Below are 20,968 nucleotides of genomic sequence, written 5' to 3'. Positions count from 1 at the left end.
TTGATTGTGTTATTTATAAAATTATCCTATGTATTCAATTACTGTAATTAAACTTCACTACATATTTATTACTACCTGTGTTATAAATCTTTTTTTCCATTTACTTACATAACCTTGAGATACATTTATTATATTTTCTATTGCTCGGTACACATAACCTTGTAGAGCCAGTTTTACGGCTAAGGCTCTCTTCATTTCTCGCGAGTCTCCATTACTATTTATAAATTTGATTAAACCTTCTATTTGTCTTTTTTTTTCATTTTGATTGGCTTCCATTTGCTTTCTTCCTTTTCATTTATTATCAAAATTTCCTATTTTACCAGAGAAATCCATATTTACATCTCAAATGGAATTGCTATATATTATTGATTAGGCATTGGGTATGGGGCAGTGAGCTGAAAAGCATAGGCAATTAAAACCTTAATCCTTCTTCCTTCTTGCTTTTCCTCCTTCGCGGCTTTGCGGTTCAATAAAAAAAATCAAAACCCTAACGCAAGCGCGTTCCCCCACCCGGTTGCAAACCTGGAATTCCACCCGATGGATTTTGGGATCTAGGCCGCAATCCGGGGGGGAAACTCATCAGCACTTTTTCATTTCCTTTCAAACCCGATCGCACTTCCGTCTTATCATCCACCGTCATACCAGTCTTAATCGGCATAAAAGCAGGTTTACCATCTTCTCCACCCGGAACAAAAACCCCCGTTTCCCTTTGTTGACGGACAATTGCCGCAGTCGGAACTACCAAAACATTTTTAAGTTCACCAGCCTTAAACTCAACATTCACATTCATTCCCGATCGCAGCATTTGTTTATCATCATTAATAATTGCCGCTTTTACCTCAAAACTTGTCACATTTTGCTGGACGATCGACTGAGGCGAAATTTGAGTGATTTTACCTCTAAAAGTCTTTCCCGCAAAAGCATCGGCTTGAATAGACGCAGCCTGGCCGATCTGAATCTGAGAAATATTAGTTTCTGCTACGTTTGCTACTAATTGATTTTTTGAAGCTAAGGACAAAATCGAAGAAGAAGTCGCCGAAGAAACCGCACTACCTGCCGTCGTGGGAGTCACAAAAGCGCCCGGATCGGCGTACTTGCGGGTAACAGTGCCGGTGAAAGGAGCCCGTAGCACAGTGTCGTCGATCAGCGCTTGAACGCTTTGCAGGCTGCCTCTAGCGGCGAGAACTTGAGCGCGGGCTTGGGCGATGTCTTCCGGGCGAGAACCGGCTTCTAGTAGCGCCAAAGCTTGCTGTTTTTGCTGCAGGGCGGCCTGCCCCCCAGCGATGTCTTCCGGGCGTGCGCCCGATCGCGCCAGGGCCAAAGCTTGCCGTTTTTGCTCCACAGTGGCCCGCCCCGCAGCGATGTCTTCCGGGCGTGCCCCTGATCGCGCCAGGGTCAAAGCTTGCCGTTTTTGCTCCACAGCAGCCCGCGCCGCAGCGATTTCTTCAGGGCGAGCACCCGCTTGCAGCAAAGCTACAGCTTGTTCGGCTTGCCTGACTTGCGTTTGAGCTCGATCGCGCGCGGTGCGGGAGTTGTTGACAACTTGCAAAGCAATGGCTCCGGCATTATATAGTTCCTGATTTCTCTGAAAGTCTTCCTCTGCTTGGTTTTCGGCGTATTCGGCATCTCTGAGTTGGGCGATCGCTTGGGCGATGTCTTCAGGGCGATTGCCCTTGAGCAATTTTTGTAAATTTGCCTGTTGTTCAGCTAGTTGTGCCTCAGCTACGGCAATATCTTGGGTTCGATTGCCGTTGAGCAATTTTTGCAACGTTGCCTGTTGTTCTGCTAACGCTGCCTCAGCTACAGCAATGTCTTGGGTTCGATTACCGTTGAGCAATTTTTCCAGACTTGCCTGTTGTTCTGCTAACACCGCCTTAGCCACAGCAATGTCCTGGGTTCGAGTGCCGTTGACCAATTTTTCCAGGTTTGCTTCTGCGGCTGCGAGTTGTCCGCGAGTTTGGGTAAGTTGCCCCTGAAGGTTGGAGTCGTCCATGTAGGCGAGAATCTGCCCTTGTTCAACCCTATCTCCTTCCTTGACAAGCAAACTTTTGAGCATTCCTGAAGTTTTGGGGCTGACGTTAACGGAACGTTCGGGCACAATTGTGCCGTTTGCCGAAATTGTAATTGGCAGGTTCACCCTTTCGACAGCAACGGTTTTTTCCTTGCGTCTGGTTTCGGGGCTGGATTTGACTGTTAACTGGCTGTAAGCTGTGTAGCCGACTCCTGCAAGCAGGGATGTGGCGAGGAGTCCGCTAAGCCAGGGAGTCAGCTCTTTTTTAATCTGAAAGTGCTTTACTAAGTACATATAAATTAGACCTGATGGGTCTGTCTTGAATTTAGACCGATCGGGAACAGAAAAGGTTCAATTGAAGTCGCACTAGGTTTTTTCCAGTGTTTAATGTTTGCGGGCGATCGAGTTTAGATCCCAACATCGATCTCCAGTGCAGCATAAAACCTGTTGGGCCAAATGCGTGATAATGAATGAAGATAGTTTAATCTCGCATATCCTAATCCTTCATGCAATTTGAGTGGGACGAAGCGAAAAACCTTGAAAACATCCGTAAACATCAGATTGATTTTGCCGATGTTCCCGCGATGTTTGATGGTGAAATGCTGATTGAGCTAGACGATCGTTTTGATTATGGCGAAGATCGCTGGTTTGGAATCGGTTTTCTCGGTTCTGGAATAGCGGTAGTAGTCTGGACAGAACGTCAAAACAATGTAATCCGAATCATTTCAGCGCGAAGAGCCAACCGTCATGAGCAGAAACGATTTGAACAGTACCTCTGGTACTAACTGGGCAGCCTTAGAGTCAAGGTCAGAAGAGAATATTGACTACTCAGATATTCCACCGCTGACCGATGAATTTTTTGAACGAGCGACTTTACGTATTCCAGCAGCTCAAGCCCACAACTTAGTTCAGCTCGATCCAGATGTGAAGCAGTGGTTTGAGGCTCAAGGAGAACAGTATAAAACTCTAATTAATAACGTTTTACGCCAATATATAGAGAACAATAACAAAACTCAGCACTCAGCATAGCCGTGCGTTTTAACGGACGGACTCAATACTCTGGTGATGACTCAAAGCTTTGTACCGCCGTTGAACGCATCGGTAGTAGATATCATAATGGCTTGATTCCCTTCTAGCCGCTATAATAGCTCAAACTTCCGAAAAAACCTATGATAGTAGAGGGTACGGAATGTGGGTTATATCAGTTGGTAAATAGTTTGAGATTACTCGTCAAAGTTAAGACTAAATATGCAAGAATTTTACGAAATCGTCAGTTTAGCTACAGAAGAGCAACGCCAAAACTTAGCAGAGTTGACCAATTCAGGATTTGGTAGTTCCTCTGAAATTCTTTGCAATCACATACGGTATTTGAGGTGCGGGAGTATTGGTCAGCTTTTCTGGAACAGCTCTTGGAAACAAATTGTCACAGATGTTGCCGATCACATTGGTATTGATTGGTCTGAAGTTTTTCACGGTCGTACATGGCTTGAGTTATCAACTCAAGAAATTGAAGGTGCTGTCGTTGTTAAGCTATTTCAGAATATGTTGGAGCAGCTTACACCAGAGCAACGACAACAAATTATTATGGATCTCAGACGAGAGAGCGATGACCCTAATCTTGAAGGTTTTCTTTTAAGTGGTGGTGCAATGTTTGCAGCAAAGATGAGTGGTTTTGGGGTGTATTTGTTGGCAAGCACTGTACTAGGTAGTCTCACAAGTGCTTTGGGGATTGCCTTGCCCTTTGCAGTTTACATGGGTGTGAGCCAAACTCTTGCATTTCTACTCGGTCCTGTAGGGTGGGCAGCACTAGCGGGAAGTGTATTATTTTCGCTTAATCAACCCAATTGGAATCGTCTAGGGTTGTCTGTTATATACATCTCAACGCTTCGGTATTCCACAACCTAACAAGCGCTTGCACCGGAACGGAGGTATACGCTATCAGTTATGATCCAAACATTATCACTGTCCGGTGAAGCGCAGGCCGTTAGGCTTCAACTTTTCGCCAAGGGTGGTTTGAAAAGTTAACGATCGAAGATCATGCTCTCTTTTGCTCGTTGAAATCAAGGCTTGGCGATCGCCCTGGCTTAAAAGCAATACCCTACAAAGAATACATATCCCACCCAAGTGTCAGTTGACCCGATAACTTGCGCTTTCATCTCTTACATCGCAACGCGAAACATTGATTTCACATTCCTAGAAACAGCGGACGAGCAAAGTCTTTTGATCTGCGATCGCATCGATCGAACTTTTCACAAGTTCGATCGCTAATTTCCTACTTAACAAACAGCCACTACACCCAACTCTGTAATCGCCGCCTCCGGGCCCACCAAAGAAACATACGGTTCTACAAAATATTTCTTAGCAGCATCCCGCGCTTGTGAAGCTGTCACCAGTGCAATTTCTTCTTGAAACTGCTGGTCAAATTTAATTCCCAATCCCAAAATTTCGTACCAACCTAAAACTTGGGCAATTTGCGAATTAGTTTGTTTTCCTAAAGCATATTGACCGAGCATTTTATTCTTGCAAGCTTGCAATTCCTCCTCGCTTAGTTGGATGGTGGCGAGTCGATCGACTTCTGTACGCAATCCTTCAAAAGCCGTCGTTGTATTTTCCGGCGCCGTACCCATGTACACGACAAACTGAGCCGTGTCCAAGCGCGTCGCGTACAGCGCGGAAACGTCGTAAGCCAAGCCCCGCTTTTCCCGCAATTCCACAAACAACCGGCTCGACAAACCGTTACCCAAATAAGTATTCAGCAACTTAATCGCTGCGTAATCGGGATTTCTGACCGAGGGTGCGAGGTAGCCCAGCATAATCACTGATTGCTGCGTATCTTGCGCCGTAACGACCGATTGAGGGGAGGGTGACAGGGGGGGAACGCTTAAAGTTGGCAGGGGTGTTAAAGGCGCTTTCCAGTCCCCAAAAGTTCGATCGATCAGAGCGATCGCATCTTCGGTGGATATTCTGCCGGCTACAGAAATAACTACATTATCGGGACGGAAATAGGTTTTGTGGAACTGTTCGAGCTCGTTTCTGGTGAGCTTTGACATAGTAGCTTCCGTGCCCAAGGGAGAGAAAGCATAGGGGTGTTCCTGGTACATCGCGTGCCGCAATTGCTCGAAGGCGATCGCAAATGGCTGTTCTTGTTGCGATCGAATTGCTGATATGGCAATGCGGCGTTCGAGTTCGACTTCAGCTTCCGGGAAAGTGGGCGATCGTGTCAATTGCGCCGCCAACTCCAAAATCTCCTCAAAATCTGCAGAAACCGTCTTCAAACTCACTAAAAAATAGTCTGTAGTAGAGTCGGCACTCAACCTCGCTCCCACCGATTCTACACGCTCGGCAATTTCCAGCGAAGACAGTCGATCGGTTCCCTTAGTCATTACCGCCGACAGCAAGTGACACAATCCTGCTTGTTCCGGCTGCACGTAGCGACTGCCGGCCCGCAGGAAGATCCTAGCTGCAATAATATCTGCTGCTGGATTTTCTGCTGCTAAGACAACAATACCGTTGTCTAAAACCGTGCGCTGGATTTCATTTTTCATGGTTAATTTAGTTGGGAACTTGTACTGAGAGTAGCTGAAGTATTGGTAATTGAAAATGGGTAAGGGGTAATTGGTAATGGGTAATTGGTAATTACTTGATTGCCATTTTTCTATTTTCCATTTGCATCTTGTATGATGTCATACCGGGCAGGGCCTGACGCACAACCTCTAAATGTAACAACATCTATCCTGTAAGGTGTGCCACAAGGACAAAGAACCCTGGACAAACGCCGAACCTCTATCCCCTAGGGTGCGCCACAAGCACAAAGAACCCCGGACAAATGCCGAACATCTCTCCGGTACCAAAAATATATGTATTTTTACCCGTTTACCAATTAGATTGGTTTTAGCACCACAGCCGTGTAGCGGCGGGGAGAGAGATATTGTTGAGCTAGGCGCTGGAGGTCTAATGGCCCAAATGCTTTAATCCTGGTGGGATAGCTGAGCGCTAATTCGGCAGTGGCGATCGTATTGTAATATCCATAAAGACCCGCTAGCTGTCCCGGCGTTTCGAGCGAGAAAGCAAAATCGTTGCACAGCAAACGCTTACAGCGGAGCAATTCTACCTCGGAAACAGGCTCAGACTGCAATTCCCAAAGCCGATCGCAAATCCGAGATTCCACCTGTTCGACATCCTTCGCGTCCAAGACTGCACTGATAGTAAATAAACTCGATTCCCGTTGCAACGAGAAAGTGCTGTCGATCGCCTCTACCAATTGTAATTCTTCCCGCAGTTCCCTGACTAAACGCGAAGTCCGCCCGTCTGCGAGCAACACCGACAGCAAATCCAAGCCACAAGCACTTTGCAAGTGTTCAACTCCCGGCCCCGTCCACGCCATCATCAGCCGCGCTTGTTCCAATCGGGGGAGACAGAGTTCCTGACGGCGAATTTCTATCAGTGGCGGTTCCGCCTCTGCGGTTAATTTAGGACAATCCCACCGATCGGAAAACTGCTCAAAAGCTTTCCCCGTAATATCTCTGGCCTGTTGTTCATCAATTCCCCCGACTACCACCACAGTCATATTTTCCGGCTGATAGTGCGATCGATGGAAACAGCGCATTTCGTGGGGAGTTCGCGACATCAGCAACTCTTCTGTGCCCAATACCGATCGCCTGTAGGGATGTCGCTGGTAAACTGTTTCCATCATGGCTTGGAAACCCAGCCAATCGGGATTGTCTTGAGCTTGGCGGATTTCTTCGAGCACCACATCTCGCTCGCGATCGAATTCCCGATCTGGAATCGAAGCGCGCAGCAGTAATTCTGCCAGCGGCTGGGCTGTTTCTGCTAAATAATCGGCCGCAGCGTTGACGAAAAAATGGGCGTAGTCGTGACTGGTAGCTGCGTTGGCGACACCGCCGCGATTTTCGATTACCTGGTCAAATTCTCCAGGGGCGATCGAATCCGTCCCTTTAAATATCATGTGTTCGAGAAAATGAGCCATTCCCGACCAAGAATCCGGCTCCAGCGTAGCGCCAGCCCTCACCCACACGTCTAGCGCGACCACCGGTGTGGCCGAAATCCGCTGGTGAATGACCGTTAACCCATTATTCATCTTCCAGACATTGGCTGGGAACTCTAAAGCAGTGAGCAGTTGAGACAAGCTAGTTATTCTTAAACTTTAGTTAACTTCGGCTGCAACTATGGTAGCGCTTTCCAGCTCTGCGATCGGGATTAATTGATACAGAAATTATCACTCAGTCGATTTTAGATTTTAGATTTTAGATTTTAGATTTACTGCACAGATGAATCTGGGGGCTTGAACAAGAGTCTAAAATTTTGAGCCGATCGCGACAGGAGTACGTGGCACGGTATCCGTTTTTGGGCGGAGTCTTCTGCCCTTCATCCTTACTCATCTGTTGTTTTTTGCTTTTTGCTTTTTTTCAAGCAGTCTCAAATACTTACCATCTTTTTTATCAAAAGTCAATAGGTTTCGCGGGATATTAATTAATCAGTCGGGAGAAAGAGGATGTGATCAGAATATATCAATAAATTAAGAGATGTAAGAACACTAACGACCTTGAGAGGAGAAACAACAGATGGTAGCTACCCTAGAAGATACCAAGCGCCAAGCGATCGCAACTAAATTAGCAGACATGAAAGCGCTGCAAAACCTGTTGATCGCCAACGAGCAATTGTTCATCAATTCCTGCAACGACTCCGAACTAGCCCAGCGCTTCCGGGATATGCTCGAAGACGATCGCAAAAACTTGGGCGTATTAGAAACTACGATCGTGCAATACGGCATTCAAGCCGAGCCCAAAGAAACCAGCACAAAAATGATTGAAGAAGTTCAGAAACTCATGCAAGGTTCTGAACTCACCATGTTTGAAAAAGTCGCTCAGCACGAACTGCTCAAACACAAACAAACAATGGCCGGTTTGTTAATTCACAAAGCTGCTCAAGTAGTCGGCGCCGACATCGAAGCTGCCATTACCCCGCTCAACACAGTTAACTTTGAGAACCGCGCTCACCAAGAACAACTCAAAGGAGTTCTCGAAATTTTAGGCGTGCGCGAATTGACTGGCAAAGACCCCGACCAAGGCGTTTGGGCTCGCGTGCAAGATGCAATGGCAGCAATGACCGGCATCATCGGCGGTGCAGTTACCCGCAGCAAAGATGAGATGAACATCACCGAAATCATCTCAATGGATCACCGCAAAACCGATACCCTCTTTATGGAAATCGCAAGCACCGATGATCCTCAAAAACTGCAAGAATTCTTCGGTCAACTTTACAAAGACCTCAGCGTTCACGCAGAAGCAGAAGAACAAGTTGTTTATCCCGCAGTTCGCAGCTACTACGGCAATACTCAAGAACTGTACAGCGAGCAAGCAGAAATGAAGCAGATGCTTGCCCAAATTAAGGCTCTCAACCCTAGTTCTTCTGATTTCAAAGCCCAAATCAAACAGCTCCAAACAGCGGTTAAAGATCACATTCGACAAGAAGAAAACGATATGTTCCCTCATATTCGCCGCAACCTGAGCGAAGCACAAATGGAACAAATGGCTACTCAATTCAAAGCAGCCAAAAGCACCATCCAGCAAGAAATGGCTAACCTGAAATAATTCAGCATTCGGCTAATTTTAACTCTAGCAAAACTAGAGAATAGCTAAACTGCAACCTATCAATCCCGCTACCAACGTGGCGGGATTACTAGTTTTTTCAAAGACAATTTTAAAAAATAAATATATTATACCAATTCTCCAAAATCTTGCAATAGTTATGAGTTTGTAAGGTGCGTCGCTGTGAGATAGTCGCTTTTTTTGATAATTTTTGATAGCGACGCACCATACAAGGGGCGGGTTTCACGAAAGATATTTCGGGTAATTCATAATATAAATAAACCCGCCCTCCACAACTAGGGGGCCGGGTTTATCTATATTATGAATTTCATCAAAGATTTTCGGTAAAACCCGCCCCTACGAGGATTGGGAGCCAGAAGATTTTAGCCGTTAATCACAGAGCCTCCGTTAGGATGCAAAATTTGACCAGTCATGTAAGACGAATCTTTTGAAGCTAAAAACACGAAACTGGGGGCAACTTCATCGGGTTGACCGGCGCGTCCCAAGGCCGTGTCTGCACCAAATTTCTCCACTTTTTCTTCAGGGAAAGTTGCAGGAATTAGAGGCGTCCAAATCGGGCCGGGGGCGACTCCGTTGACGCGAATTCCTTTCTCAGCTAAACTTTGAGACAAGGAGCGAGTAAAGGCAACAATTGCTCCTTTGGTGGAGGAGTAATCTAGTAATTGTTGATTGCCTTTGTAGGCGGTGACAGAGGTAGTGTTGATAATTGCACTTCCCTCTTGGAGGTGTTTGAGGGCGGCTTTTGTGAGATAAAACATTGAGAAAATGTTGGTGCGGAAGGTGCGCTCTAATTGTTCGGCGGTGATGTCTTCAATGCTTTCTTGGGGATGCTGTTCGGCGGCGTTGTTGACGAGGATATCGAGGCTACCAAACTCTTTAACTGTTTGTTCTACAAGGTTTTGACAGACGTTTTCGTCGCCGATGTCGCCTGCGATCGCAATACAGCGCCGGCCTTGTTGTTCGATCGCCTCTTTGGTCTTTTTGGCATCATCATCTTCGTTAAGATAGCTGATGACTACGTTAGCGCCTTCCTTGGCAAAGGCGATCGCCACTGCACGCCCGATACCGCTGTCTCCGCCGGTAATTAAGGCTACTTTGTCCCGCAATTTGTCGCTACCGCGATATCCCTCCGCGAAGGATTGAGGTTGCGGAGTCATTTGCGATTCAATACCGGGTTGCTGTTCTTGATGTTGAGCCGGATTGGTTTGTTGTTGAGTTGGCATAACATATTCCTCTAACTTCTACCTCTATAAATAAAGGTTTTCTGGAACTAGGGAATCGCTCTTTTTGCCGATCGTTGCCTACCACTAAAGACAGTTCGGGCGATCGAAACCGCTTGTTATTTTTGTCAAAACAGCAAAAAGCACGCCAAAACATCATTTGACGTGCTGTTTAAACAAGTTAGCTGCTAATTGCTGAGTCTAAAACTAGAGACTCAACTTAACATTAGAAACCAGTCTGAGAAGTAGCAGGAGCACCTAACAGTAAATCCTTGCTCTTATCTTCAGGCAACAATACAGTCAGTGCACTCGCGGTGCCGCTCAAGCTCATGTCATCCACAAAGGTAATACCTGCATTTCCAGGTGCGATCAAGCTGGTATCATCAATGCTGCTGGCCTTAACCGTAGCATTGAGTGAAGGGTCGGGGTTATTCAGAGGATCGGGTGCAGTTTCCAGGTTCTGAGATTCACCAGTCACCGGATCGAGGCTACTTAGTCTTACTATTCCCGATGGGTCTGGGGTCGTCACAGATGTCGTAGGCGCTGTGTTAGGACCAGGCACGCTAAAGTTAACCGGATTCGGTCCAGTTGGGATTGGGAACGGGTTTTCCACGCTCGCATCGAAGACTTCCAAAACCGAGTAGGTGCCTGGGGACAAATTAGGAAACAGAGCAATACCATTAGCATCTGTTCTCACCAGCGGTTCGGTAGCAGGATCGTAGCGGTTGTTATTGTTCAAATCCAAGGTAAATGGTATATTGGCCAGGGGCGGTTCGCTGGCATCCCGTATACCGTTGCGGTTGTCATCTCGGAATTTAGGAACCGACAGGTCATAGCGGCGAGAGTTACCCACCAAAGCACAAGTAAAGGTTTGATTCGCACCGAGAACAATATCCAGCGGTTGAGTCGTTTTGAAGTAGCCAGAAGGTGTTACTTCCCGAACGCTGTAATTGCCAGGCCGCAAATTGGTGAATGCAAAACGACCAAACTGATCGGTGGTAGTAGTGGGTTCATTTGCTTGCAACACACCGTCACGGTTGGTATCGATCGCAATGGTGACACCAGGAATAGCTGGTTCGTTACCATCTCGATAACCGTTCAGGTTAAAGTCCTCAAACTTGCAACCGGTGATGTTGCTGTTGGGTGTGTTGGCAAAGGTAACGTTGGCGTCCTGAGTGCTGAGGGTCACATCGACGCGATCTGCCGTAGAAGGGGAGAAATTGGGCTGTGCAACTTCCCTGACGACATAGTTGCCTGTTGCCAAGTTGGTAAAGGCACCTCTCCCCTGGGCATTTGTCGTGATTTGCTGTTCTCCAGCGTCGGGAGTGCCATTGTTATTGGTGTCGAGGAAGACAGTGACACCGCTAATTGGCGCTTCACCCTGAGTTGGTTCAAAGCGACCATTGGCATTCAGGTCATTGTATTTGAAGACAGTGATGTTCGGTCGAGTGTTGCCCACACCGGCATTGTTGCCAATACCCTGAGTTGCTCCCACAGGAGTAAAGGTAAGTGATGGCGATGGGTTGGGCGCTGGTAAAGTTGTAACTGGCGCTGCAAAAATCGGCCGCTCACCAGTGGTGGCGATCGATCTTTCACCTGGTTGTTGAATGCCGTCGCGGTTGCTGTCTACGAATTTAGGGTCGTTTGGTTTCAGCGTGTAGGTTGAGTCTGCTACTAGCAGCGGTTGCTCTCTGCTGATCGTACCCTGGAATCGGGCCTGAGGCCCTGGTGCCGAAACCAGAGCGGGGTTTGCAGTTGTTGCTACTGGAGCATTGAGGTTTCCTGGGACACCGCCACCTACTTCTGCAGGCAGTACACCTGGAAAAATTTCCAACACTCTGTAATCACCAGCTCGCAAATCCTTGAAGGTAACTACTCCGTTCGCATCTGTGATGGCTATAGGTTCGGAGCCTGCTCCATCCCAGCGACCGTTCGCGTTCACATCTAAAATAAACGGTACTCGGGCAATGGGGGGTTCCAAGACTCCACTAACAACATTTCGCGTTCCGCTGCGGTCTATGTCTCGAAATTTGTTAACTTCAATTTGATAGAGCGGAGTATCGCCAACTTGAGCGCAGGCAAAGGTTTGACCTGCTGCTACCGTCACGTCCAGTACGGGAACGTTGCCGGGGGGAGTGCTTTGGGGAAAATCTTGTGTTTCTAAGGGTTCTGCGTCCGTAGCATTAACTTCTAGTCCGGTAACAGAATTAATCTGTCGTCTGATCCGTTCTTCCCGAATCTTGTAGGTTCCGGGTGCTACGTTGAACGACCATGCACCATTTTTGTCTGTTAAGGTGTTGGCTTCCCCTGCATCGCGTTGACCGTTGCCATTGGCATCAATATAGATCCTGACATTTTTAATGCCCGGTTCATTTCCATCTCGGAAGCCGTCGGCATCTATGTCTAAGTATTTGCATCCAACGATCCGGCTGCCTATAACTTGGGTGTTGCCAAAGAAAACGTTAGCATTTGTGTTGCCGACAGTGACTGCGAGGGGGTTGGGAGTGGTAGCCCGGAAACCTGCAGGTATTGCGGTTTCCGTGAGTACGTAGTTGCCAGGAATAAGATTTATGAATGAGAACGCGCCGTTAGCGTCCGTCGTGGTTGAGACTTCGCCAGTACCAGCATCAAATACACCGTTGGTGCTTGTTGCTGATTCGAGGAGGATCGGGATATTTGCCAGACCTGGTTCATTGGGCTGTCTGATGCCATCGCCGTTCAAGTCATTGAACTTGAGGCCTAGAATTGCCGGGCCAGCATTCCCAACCACAACTGGCTGTAATTGCTGGATACTGCGCTCTCCGTTATCTGTCATGATTTCTCTCCTTCACACCTAAATCCACGTAAATTACAGACTACTGTATGGGTTGTAACTTGCTGAGTAGTTTTTACTAATAGCTGACAACCGCTACTCGATTTTACATACGTCTGCACTTGAGGTAATGTTCCCATCTCACACAACAATGCCTCAAGCTTTGTCGCTGGCAAGTATATCAGGTTTTGAAGAGCCCTGGCAATTTGAGGGCAACATCTTCATGATTTGCACGCCTTCTGTGTCCGTACATACTTGCTGTTTCGAGCTTTAAAAAGCCTAAGACTGACTTCTCCCCCTGATATCAAGTCCGGCTGCATTGTTCTTGTTTGTCCTGGTTCGCTGTGCTTGACGATCGCCTCCTCTGGGATTGCCAATGACAGATATCCCAGCATCGATCGAGCTACCGGACTTGATTATGACTTGCCCTGACTGGAAATACGCCGATCGGGTTTGGGGGAATTACCTGATAGTTTCTCACTTACAGAGATGCTACTGCCTCTGAATCTTGCACCCAATATACAAGCCAGCTTCGGAGTTGCCGGAACTTAGGCTTGAGTGTTGGAGGTTGCCAACAATAGGGTATCACGCGATCGCCCTTTCACCTCATCCTGATTTTTATCTGCGGTTTGGGATTCCGGGCGATCAAGCTTTGTCTCACCCTACATAACCCCGAAATCTCTCGCGCCCATCGGCACCAACGAGTGAGCGATCGCCGGATTATTTAATTCATTGGTATTGACAAAATTACTAATTTGTCCGTTAGGCTCCAGACCGACATTCTGTTGCCCAAAGTTAGGAGTATTGCCTAAATTTGCAAAAAATCCATCACTCAAAAATTTACTAATTTGATCACTATCACGACACTGGCTCAAAAGCAAGCTATCGGCCCCCATATTGCCTGCAGGTTCGCCCGCATAGTTACGGGCATCCGTCAGCGGGTCGCCCAAGGGTTTAGCCGACAGACCCTCAGCCTCTCCAGTCACCAAATCGATATCTATGCTGCTAGCCCGAATCTCTGCCGAGACCACAACCACCGCAGGTGGAGTCGTTGGAATGAAACCGGGCGGCGGAACTTCGCGGACAACATAACTACCTACAGGAACGTTACGGAAACTGTAATTGCCCTGAACGTCGCTTAAGGTACTCGCTTCGCCCGGATCTAAACTGCTGTTGTTGTTGAGGTCGATGTAAATTTGAGTATTGGCGATCGGCGGTTCCCCAGGATCTAGGCGGCCATTGGCGTTAAAATCGTTGAATTTCACACCGCTGATCGTGCCAGTCACCAACACGTTACCAAAGCTGAGATTAGTGGCATTTGTGCCGTTGCCCACGGCGATGGGAGTCGGATTGGGCGTAGTTTGTCGAAAACCGGGCTGCGGGACTTCCCTCACCACATAAGTCCCTTGAGGCAAATTGATAAAAGAGAAATTACCTTGGGGGTTTGTTAAAGTCGAAGGTTCATTCGGATCTCGGGCGCCATTGTTGTTGAAATCAAGGTAAATCGGCCAGTTGGCAACTCTCGGTTCCGTCGGTTCGTTGATACCGTTACCGTTGAGGTCGTTGAACTTGAAGCCGCTGATGCTGCCGGTGGGAAAATTGTTGCCGAAATTGACGCCGACAACGTTGGTATTGCCGATGATGTCGATCGGGCCTGGATTTGGCGTAGTCTGTACCCATCCCGGTTGCTGGACTTCCCTCACCAAATATCGACCGGGAGAAACATTGGCAAAAGTGTAGTTGCCTTGCGGGTTTGTGATGGTGTTGGGTTCGCCCGGATCAAAGCTGCCGTTGCCGTTGAGGTCGATGTAAATTGGCCAGTTGGTCAGAGGCGGGTCTGTCGCATCTCGGACGCTGTTGGCATTGAGGTCGTTATATTTGAGACCGCTGATGCTGCCGACAAAAAAGACATTGCCAAAATTGATGTTGTTGACAGTGGCATTGGAAGTAACGTTAACCGGGCCGGGGTCAGGTGTGGTTTGGCGAAAACCCGGTTGCTGGACTTCTCTTACCAAATATGTATCTGCAGGAATATTGACAAAAGCGTAATTGCCTTCAACGTTTGTAAAAGTAAAAGGTTCGCCGCCGTCGAGCCTGTTGTTGCGGTTGAGGTCGAGGTAAATTTGCCAGTTAGCTAGCCCTTGTTCGCCCGGATCTCGGCTGCTGTTGTTGTTGATGTCGTTGAATTTTGTGCCTGCGATCGTCCCTGCGTTAAAGTTGTTGCCAAAATTGATATTGCCAGCATTTGTGCCGCTGGTAATTGTGATGGGTGCGGGATTTGGGGTAGTTTGGCGAAAGTTCGGCTGCTGGACTTCCCTAACTTGGTAAGTTCCCGGCGGCAGGTTGGCGAAGATGTAGTTGCCTTGCGGGTTTGTGAGGGTGGAAGGTTCGTTAAACTCTGGCTGGCCGTTGTTGTTGAGGTCGAGGTAGATTTGCCAGTTGGGAATGGGAACTTCTCCGGGATCAGGGCGGCCGTTGGCGTTGAAGTCGTTGTATTTGGTGCCGCTGATGCTGCCGACTTGGAAGTTCCCGATGTTGACGTTGCCGATGTCTATTTGGCTGGCGGTTCTGAATTCGGACATGGTGTTGCTGGGGCCCAATGAACGCGGTTCAATGTTTTCTGTAGGGCAATCTAGCAGTTTTTTTGCAAATTGCAGCTATTTCAGGGGATAAATTATTTTTAGGAAAGGGAAGGGCCGGGAATCAGAAATGCCCAATGCCCCATGCCCCATGCCCCATGCCCCATGCCCTGCGCGGGCCGATGCGTAAATTTTTTCCAGATTTGATGTACGATCGCTACCAGTTTTGCAGAGGTCGAATTCCCAATGTCCCAAAACTTGATAGCAAGCTGGAATGAAGCCCGCGAGGTTCCAAGTTTGCTCTTCGGCTGGAGTTTGTGCGGTTTATTGGCAATAGGCTCGATCGCCCCTACTCATGCTGTCGCACAGCTACCTACCTCCGAACAGAGTAACAGCAATAGCCCGATCGCTCAAACAGGTGCGATCTTCCGCCCCACTCTCAAATTGGGCAGCCGCGGCGAGGAAGTGATCGAACTCCAAGCTGCTCTTCAATTGTTGGGCTTTTATACTGGCACTGTAGACGGGATTTTCTCACAAAGCACCGCTAGAGCTGTGTCTCAGTTCCAGGAAGCAGCAGGCCTGCCTCCCGACGCCATAGTCGGTCAAGATACTTGGAACAGGCTGTTTCCTGCGACTCCGAGTGCGATCGAAAACCCGATCGCCAACGATGCTGTAAATGCCGACGATTCAGAGATTAACCCCCAAGGGCAGCCAACAAATTTTCCGGTTTTAAGAAGACGAATGCGGGGGGCGGCAGTCAGAGATTTGCAAGAACGGCTGCGGGCCAAGGGATTTTTGCGGGTGAGTGCTGACGGCGTTTTCGGCCCGGAAACTCAAGCTGCTGTTAAGGCGGCTCAGCGACAATATCAACTGCCAGCAGACGGCATTGTCGGCCGCGCAACTTGGGAAGCTCTGCTGCGTTGACAGCCAACCAATAGTGCCGCCTATGCACGTTGCGCGATTGGGCGATCGTACAAATTGTTAATAATCGCTTTTGGAAGTATTTCTACACGTCAAAAAGTGTCAAGTTTGGTAAACAAAGTGTTTTTATGCGCGGAGTTGGTGTTAACTTAAAAACATGAGGGGCAAAACCAAGAAGCACAAAAAACTTGGATTAAAAATTTGGAATTAGAGTATTTGTCCCGCTCGGCTCTAGTCCGCAGGCAACGCCTGAACCGTGTAGCTTATTAGCAAAGAAAGGTTGATATGGCGATTCGTATTTGTTAGATAGCTTGAGGCTATTGCATGAATCAAAAGTTGCGATCGCACAGTCAAACACAGAAGTCTGAATAGACTCCGCTGATAGCTAGCTCGTCCGCAGAGTAGTTGCCAAAAAGTCCACCTTAGTTGTAGTTTGCTGAAACTCAGCAGAGCTAAAAACCCACTTGAATCAACTTAATTTACAAACTTTTTAGGGTCTGGCATCCGATATGCTAGGCCCTAAAATTTTTGATAGTTTACAGTTGACAAACTAATAGACCTCTTGCAAAAGTCCTTTTAATAAAATTTGGGAACGGGCAAGATGCCCGTTCCACAAAAAACATTTTTTCTTGTGGAACGGGCAAGATGCCCGTCCTAGTTATTTTTGAAAGAGGTCTAATGACTACTGACTAATGACTAATGACTACTGACTAATGACCATTTCATTTAATTTCTTCAATTCGAGCATTCAAGCCGTTAGCGGTGAGCATTTGTAGCAATTCGTCAGCTTTTTCGCGTTCCCGAAAAGCACCGGCTTGGATCACCGGTCGTCCGCTGGAAAAAGAGCGAAAAGCACCGGGAACGAGAGATTTGATTTTTTGTCGATCGCCCCAACTGTTGGCATCCACCACAACTCGATACCGGAAACCCAAAGCTCTGGCTCGATCGAATGACGGCGAATTATCCGCGGCATCGGGCCAAGAATTCCCCCCTAAAGCAGCAGGTACATAGCCGCCCCTTCCGATAGGAATGTTGCGGCCAGGAACCGGCAATCTACCCTCGGAAGAAACTGAACTCGAACTATCAAAATTGGGAGGAATAATTGGTTGCTGTACCGAAATTTCCGAAACCGATCGATAATTCGGATCGGGCACAGGAATTGCGATCGCCCCTGGGACTACCGATGAAGCACCGACATTCCTCCCAGAAAGTTCTTGCTGCAACCGAGTGCTGGGCGCTACGGGTCGAGTTTGCACCGGTCGCCTGGAAACGGGCGCAGGCGGGGGAAGTGGCGCTCTTTCACTTCTGGGACTTAGCCGGCCGGGAGTGTAAGCCGGGAGAGAAGTGTCTGGGCCACCGATACTGGGAGGTCGATCGGTCGTTAGCTGCAAAGCACTTCCCCCCATTGGCCCAGGGGTAAAAGTTCCCGCCACATCCACCGATCCCGTCGTCCGGTTTCTCAACAATTGATTGCCGTAAGCTGGGATTACTTGACCTTTGGCCGCATTGTTCACATCGTACTGACCGTTGTTGCGAATGACATTGCCCCCCGGTTCGGCAGCAGTTCCCAAATCCGGCAGAGCTCTCGATATCGCCACAATTCCGTCCCGGCGATTACTCTCGATATAATTGTTACGCAGCACAGGTCTAGCATTAGCTTGCACCACCACGCCATCTTTATTGCGAGTAATTTTGTTACCGATTAGCAGAGGCGAAGCGTTCTGCGCTACATTCACCCCAAATCCCGTGTTTTCAAACACATTATCTCGAACTTCCGGCTGGGAACTACCAAAAATAGTAATGCCGTTAGCTCCATTTTTCGAGAAAACATTCCCGCCAATCGTCGGTCTGGAAGTACCCACTACCGAAATTCCGTCGTGAGTGCTACCAGAAAAAGTATTGTTAACAACCGTCGGAGAACTCGATTCGATCCACAAAGCGTAACCGCGAGAGTTGGTATTCGTCACCGTCACCCCGCTGAGTCCCGCCCCATCTGCGCCTAAAATCGCGATATTTTGACCCGCCGAAGTCGGACTGATAAAGTATCCTCCGCCTTTAATGACAATATTCTGACCGCGAGTGTTGGGATTTCCCTGAACTGTCACGCTGGGCCTGAGCATTAATGGAAATTTTTCGCCGGTTTGCTCGCTGTAAGTACCGGGCGCTAGCAAAATCGCTGTTTTGGGCGGGGCTACGCTTAAGGCGTAGGTAAGGGTTTTGAACGGAGATCGATCGCTGCCGTTGCCTCCTGTGTCGCTGCCCCCTGTCGAGCTGACGTACAGTATGTTAATGTCGCTCTGCGGCGTCTGAGAAACTAGCTGCACTATCGGTATCCCGGCAGCGATAACTGACGGTTGATGGTTGCAAAGGGCGGTCATCGCAAAAACGAGCAGAAGGCAAGAACTCAGACAAGATTTTTGCGATCGCTTTTCTTTGCACTCGCTATATTGAGAATTTAGGAGCATAAATAAACCCCACTGATTTGCGATCCGAGTTCCGCTTCCCGAGTTCGGTGTCGGGTTTTTGCGATCGAACTTTGATTTCACCCGCCTGCTGGGGTTTTCTGCTGTTAATCTTTTGTGTTGTTCTGCTAACCGATACTTTTTTGCTAACATTTGCTAACAAATATATAAGTTGAGATATGAGCTCAACCAAGGCGTATCAACCGATGCCCGTAGAAATTTCTACAAGCACTTATATTCTTGCGTTCAGCTTGGTTATCGCTTACAGCTATTAGCCAATCAGATTATTTGCTTTGATAATGTAGAGGCAACTTATTTATATAGCGGTTGCGTACTACCAAGGTTTTTCACCTACATCTGAGTGGCTAAATTCATTCTATATGACATGAAGACCTCTGGCAAATGTAAGTGATTCTTAGCAAATGTCAGAAAAAGTCTTACTGTTAATCAACCTCACGGCTCTCCTCCGAAGTGTGGTATGCAGTTTAACGATTCCACTCTCATCAAGTTTGATCTATTATGCTTTGTTTTCATGAAAATTCAATAAAATTTAAAAAATTGTCGAATTTACATCGGTTTATGCCAAAATTAAGCCGCCTGCTTTGCCACAATCTTGACGGCGTGGGAGAATATAGCGGGTTGATTGGTAAGATTAATTATAATTAGGGTGGTTCTGAATGAGCGACAAACAAAACAGAACTTTACCGGCACAGCCAGCCCTCTGCCGGATTTTAGATGCAAATTTAGATCGATCGCGCGAAGGGTTGAGAATTATTGAAGAATGGTGCAGGTTTGGTCTCAACAGCTCGGATTTAGCTGGGGAGTGCAAGCAACTGCGTCAAGAATTGGCTGCTTGGCACGTCGCGGAACTTCGCAGCGCTAGGGATACGCCCGCTGATCCGGGTACGGAGTTGAGTCACCCGCAGGAAGAGCAGCGTTCGAGCATTCAGCAGCTACTGGAGGCGAATTTCTGTCGGGTGGAAGAAGCTCTGCGGGTACTTGAAGAGTATGGCAAAATTTACGATCGGAATATGGGCGCGGCTTTTAAGCAGATGCGCTATCGGGTTTATACTCTCGAAAGCGATTTGCTGGCTTACCGGCGCTACCAGCAGTTACTTCGATCGCAGTTATACCTTGTAACTTCGCCGAGAGACAACTTGATGGGGGTCGTGGAAGCTGCTTTGCAAGGGGGACTGACTTTGGTGCAGTACCGCGACAAAACCTCAGACGACGGCGCAAAGCTGGCCAACGCGCGTAAGCTTTGCGAACTTTGTCACCGCTACGATGCTTTGCTGATTGTGAACGATCGCGTGGATTTTGCGATCGCAGCGGATGCCGACGGCGTACACTTAGGACAGCAAGATTTGCCTGTGGCGGAAGCGCGCAAGTTGCTCGGCCCGGGACGCATCATTGGTTGTTCGACTACGAATGGCGAGGAAATGCAGCGAGCGGTTGATGCGGGAGCCGACTATATTGGAGTTGGGCCTGTTTACTCCACTCCTACTAAACCTGATAAACAGGCGGCGGGTTTGGACTATGTGCGGTATGCTGCTACTAAGTCGCCGATTCCGTGGTTTGCGATCGGTGGAATTGATATCAACAACCTCGATGAAGTATTGAATGCCGGAGCTCAAAGGGTTGCGATAGTACGCGCGATTATGGAAGCAGAACAGCCTACTTTAGTCACGCAGTTTTTCATCTCGCAGTTGATTCGGATGCAGAATCTCAAAGCTCAAAAAGCTTTGCACGGAAAAAGCTAGGTTGATTGGAGATTTGTAGGGCGGGTTTAGCACAGGAAATCTGTGCATAAAATATAATTTTGTTACCAAACCCGCCCTGAAAACTGATATTTTACTTATGATAAATCAAATTGCGCTGCAAGTTAACGGAGAAACCCGCAATTGTGCGATCGACACACCGTTACCAGAATTACTAAAACAATTGGGATTAAACCCGCGCTTGGTGGCTGTGGAGTACAACGGCGAAATTCTGCACAAACAATTTTGGGAAACTACACAGATGCAAGAGGGCGACATCTTAGAAATTGTCACAATTGTCGGAGGAGGCTAGGCAATTTTTAGGAGTAAAAACGAGAGTTTTTCCAGCTTTTCTGGTTCTTGGTAAGCACCCAGAGTCCTTTCTCCGGGGAAACAAATTGCAAAAAGCTCTGCCTCCTGTAACTTTCTAATAACATAGAAAATCAGGAGGCAGAGCCTCTAGATATGTGTTCCCAGGCAGAGCCTAGGAACGAGGAAAAATGAGTTCTTCAGTCCTCTTCAGAGGACTTTAGCTTTGAGGCAGGGGTTTCAACCCCTGTCGGACTATCGGTTCTAC

17 protein-coding genes are annotated in these 20,968 nt (G+C 47.9%); 9 read left to right on the top strand and 8 right to left on the bottom strand.

The genetic code is table 11. The features are described from left to right. Positions 1-57 precede the first annotated feature (57 nt). Together QUB10_RS27010 and QUB10_RS27005 are read right to left on the bottom strand one after the other, a co-directional pair. A complete protein-coding gene (locus QUB10_RS27010; RefSeq protein WP_333206246.1) occupies positions 58-276 on the bottom strand; it encodes a helix-turn-helix domain-containing protein in 219 nt (72 codons plus the stop codon). A gap of 211 nt (positions 277-487) precedes the next feature. Further along, complete coding sequence (locus QUB10_RS27005; protein WP_333206244.1) at positions 488-2,305, bottom strand: efflux RND transporter periplasmic adaptor subunit; 1,818 nt, start codon at positions 2,303-2,305, stop codon at positions 488-490. Positions 2,306-2,517: 212 nt separating this feature from the next. On the opposite strand from QUB10_RS27005, the gene QUB10_RS27000 reads away from it, so the two are divergent. From QUB10_RS27000 to QUB10_RS26985, 4 genes are all read left to right on the top strand, one after another. Beyond that, a complete protein-coding gene (locus QUB10_RS27000; RefSeq protein WP_333033472.1) occupies positions 2,518-2,796 on the top strand; it encodes a BrnT family toxin in 279 nt (92 codons plus the stop codon). After that, positions 2,759-3,040 (top strand): BrnA antitoxin family protein, encoded by a 282-nt coding sequence (locus QUB10_RS26995; RefSeq protein WP_333206243.1) that lies wholly within the window; start codon positions 2,759-2,761, stop codon positions 3,038-3,040. The genes QUB10_RS27000 and QUB10_RS26995 overlap by 38 nt, the downstream gene beginning before the upstream one ends. A 219-nt stretch (positions 3,041-3,259) precedes the next feature. Then, the gene (locus QUB10_RS26990) at positions 3,260-3,916 is read left to right on the top strand and encodes a hypothetical protein (protein WP_333206242.1); all 657 of its coding nucleotides are present in this window, start codon (positions 3,260-3,262) and stop codon (positions 3,914-3,916) included. Positions 3,917-4,135: 219 nt separating this feature from the next. Further along, complete coding sequence (locus QUB10_RS26985) at positions 4,136-4,279, top strand: hypothetical protein (RefSeq protein WP_333206241.1); 144 nt, start codon at positions 4,136-4,138, stop codon at positions 4,277-4,279. Positions 4,280-4,287: 8 nt separating this feature from the next. On the opposite strand, the gene QUB10_RS26980 is transcribed toward QUB10_RS26985, so the two are convergent. Together QUB10_RS26980 and QUB10_RS26975 are read right to left on the bottom strand one after the other, a co-directional pair. Then, complete coding sequence (locus tag QUB10_RS26980) at positions 4,288-5,556, bottom strand: pitrilysin family protein (protein ID WP_333206239.1); 1,269 nt, start codon at positions 5,554-5,556, stop codon at positions 4,288-4,290. Between the two features lie 335 nt (positions 5,557-5,891). Then, on the bottom strand, positions 5,892-7,157 hold the full coding sequence (locus QUB10_RS26975) for a pitrilysin family protein (protein WP_333206237.1): 1,266 nt from the start codon (positions 7,155-7,157) through the stop codon (positions 5,892-5,894). Positions 7,158-7,593: 436 nt separating this feature from the next. Here QUB10_RS26975 and QUB10_RS26970 point away from each other — a divergent pair, with 436 nt between their 5' ends. Further along, a complete protein-coding gene (locus QUB10_RS26970; RefSeq protein ID WP_333206236.1) occupies positions 7,594-8,622 on the top strand; it encodes a hemerythrin domain-containing protein in 1,029 nt (342 codons plus the stop codon). A 380-nt stretch (positions 8,623-9,002) separates the two neighbouring features. Here QUB10_RS26970 and QUB10_RS26965 read toward each other — a convergent pair whose 3' ends face one another. Together QUB10_RS26965 and QUB10_RS26960 are read right to left on the bottom strand one after the other, a co-directional pair. Next, the gene (locus QUB10_RS26965; protein ID WP_333206235.1) at positions 9,003-9,863 is read right to left on the bottom strand and encodes an SDR family oxidoreductase; all 861 of its coding nucleotides are present in this window, start codon (positions 9,861-9,863) and stop codon (positions 9,003-9,005) included. 223 nt (positions 9,864-10,086) lie between these two features. Next, a complete protein-coding gene (locus tag QUB10_RS26960) occupies positions 10,087-12,675 on the bottom strand; it encodes an SdrD B-like domain-containing protein (protein ID WP_333206234.1) in 2,589 nt (862 codons plus the stop codon). A gap of 225 nt (positions 12,676-12,900) precedes the next feature. Between QUB10_RS26960 and QUB10_RS26955 the strand changes: the two genes are divergently transcribed. After that, on the top strand, positions 12,901-13,104 hold the full coding sequence (locus QUB10_RS26955) for a hypothetical protein (protein ID WP_333206232.1): 204 nt from the start codon (positions 12,901-12,903) through the stop codon (positions 13,102-13,104). A gap of 230 nt (positions 13,105-13,334) precedes the next feature. Here the strand turns inward: QUB10_RS26955 and QUB10_RS26950 are convergent, their stop codons facing one another. Beyond that, the gene (locus QUB10_RS26950; RefSeq protein WP_333206230.1) at positions 13,335-15,254 is read right to left on the bottom strand and encodes an SdrD B-like domain-containing protein; all 1,920 of its coding nucleotides are present in this window, start codon (positions 15,252-15,254) and stop codon (positions 13,335-13,337) included. A 243-nt stretch (positions 15,255-15,497) separates the two neighbouring features. Between QUB10_RS26950 and QUB10_RS26945 the strand changes: the two genes are divergently transcribed. Beyond that, positions 15,498-16,175, top strand: coding sequence for a peptidoglycan-binding protein (locus QUB10_RS26945; protein WP_333206229.1), 678 nt, complete (start codon positions 15,498-15,500; stop codon positions 16,173-16,175). Between the two features lie 719 nt (positions 16,176-16,894). Here the strand turns inward: QUB10_RS26945 and QUB10_RS26940 are convergent. Then, positions 16,895-18,787 (bottom strand): DUF1565 domain-containing protein, encoded by a 1,893-nt coding sequence (locus QUB10_RS26940; RefSeq protein ID WP_333206227.1) that lies wholly within the window; start codon positions 18,785-18,787, stop codon positions 16,895-16,897. A 524-nt stretch (positions 18,788-19,311) separates the two neighbouring features. Between QUB10_RS26940 and QUB10_RS26935 the strand changes: the two genes are divergently transcribed. Then, positions 19,312-20,394, top strand: coding sequence for a thiamine phosphate synthase (locus QUB10_RS26935; RefSeq protein WP_333206226.1), 1,083 nt, complete (start codon positions 19,312-19,314; stop codon positions 20,392-20,394). 97 nt (positions 20,395-20,491) lie between these two features. Continuing rightward, positions 20,492-20,704, top strand: a complete 213-nt coding sequence (thiS, locus tag QUB10_RS26930) for a sulfur carrier protein ThiS (RefSeq protein ID WP_006634943.1) — start codon at positions 20,492-20,494, stop codon at positions 20,702-20,704. Positions 20,705-20,968 lie beyond the last annotated feature (264 nt).

Source organism: Microcoleus sp. B5-D4 (assembly GCF_036705145.1).
In the GTDB taxonomy this organism is placed as follows: domain Bacteria; phylum Cyanobacteriota; class Cyanobacteriia; order Cyanobacteriales; family Microcoleaceae; genus Microcoleus.
This window is presented reverse-complemented; position numbering and strand designations above follow the sequence as displayed.

Bases quoted from the DNA above. Each gene is read 5' to 3' on its own strand.
- QUB10_RS27000 (WP_333033472.1), top strand. From the start codon at position 2,518: ATGCAATTTGAGTGGGACGAAGCGAAAAACCTTGAAAACATCCGTAAA.
- QUB10_RS26935 (WP_333206226.1), top strand. From the start codon at position 19,312: ATGAGCGACAAACAAAACAGAACTTTACCGGCACAGCCAGCCCTCTGC.
- QUB10_RS27005 (WP_333206244.1), bottom strand. From the start codon at position 2,305: ATGTACTTAGTAAAGCACTTTCAGATTAAAAAAGAGCTGACTCCCTGG.
- QUB10_RS26945 (WP_333206229.1), top strand. From the start codon at position 15,498: ATGTCCCAAAACTTGATAGCAAGCTGGAATGAAGCCCGCGAGGTTCCA.
- QUB10_RS27010 (WP_333206246.1), bottom strand. From the start codon at position 276: ATGGAAGCCAATCAAAATGAAAAAAAAAGACAAATAGAAGGTTTAATC.
- QUB10_RS26940 (WP_333206227.1), bottom strand. From the start codon at position 18,787: ATGTTAGCAAAAAAGTATCGGTTAGCAGAACAACACAAAAGATTAACA.
- QUB10_RS26950 (WP_333206230.1), bottom strand. From the start codon at position 15,254: ATGTCCGAATTCAGAACCGCCAGCCAAATAGACATCGGCAACGTCAAC.
- thiS (WP_006634943.1), top strand. From the start codon at position 20,492: ATGATAAATCAAATTGCGCTGCAAGTTAACGGAGAAACCCGCAATTGT.
- QUB10_RS26990 (WP_333206242.1), top strand. From the start codon at position 3,260: ATGCAAGAATTTTACGAAATCGTCAGTTTAGCTACAGAAGAGCAACGC.
- QUB10_RS26960 (WP_333206234.1), bottom strand. From the start codon at position 12,675: ATGACAGATAACGGAGAGCGCAGTATCCAGCAATTACAGCCAGTTGTG.
- QUB10_RS26970 (WP_333206236.1), top strand. From the start codon at position 7,594: ATGGTAGCTACCCTAGAAGATACCAAGCGCCAAGCGATCGCAACTAAA.
- QUB10_RS26995 (WP_333206243.1), top strand. From the start codon at position 2,759: ATGAGCAGAAACGATTTGAACAGTACCTCTGGTACTAACTGGGCAGCC.
- QUB10_RS26965 (WP_333206235.1), bottom strand. From the start codon at position 9,863: ATGCCAACTCAACAACAAACCAATCCGGCTCAACATCAAGAACAGCAA.
- QUB10_RS26980 (WP_333206239.1), bottom strand. From the start codon at position 5,556: ATGAAAAATGAAATCCAGCGCACGGTTTTAGACAACGGTATTGTTGTC.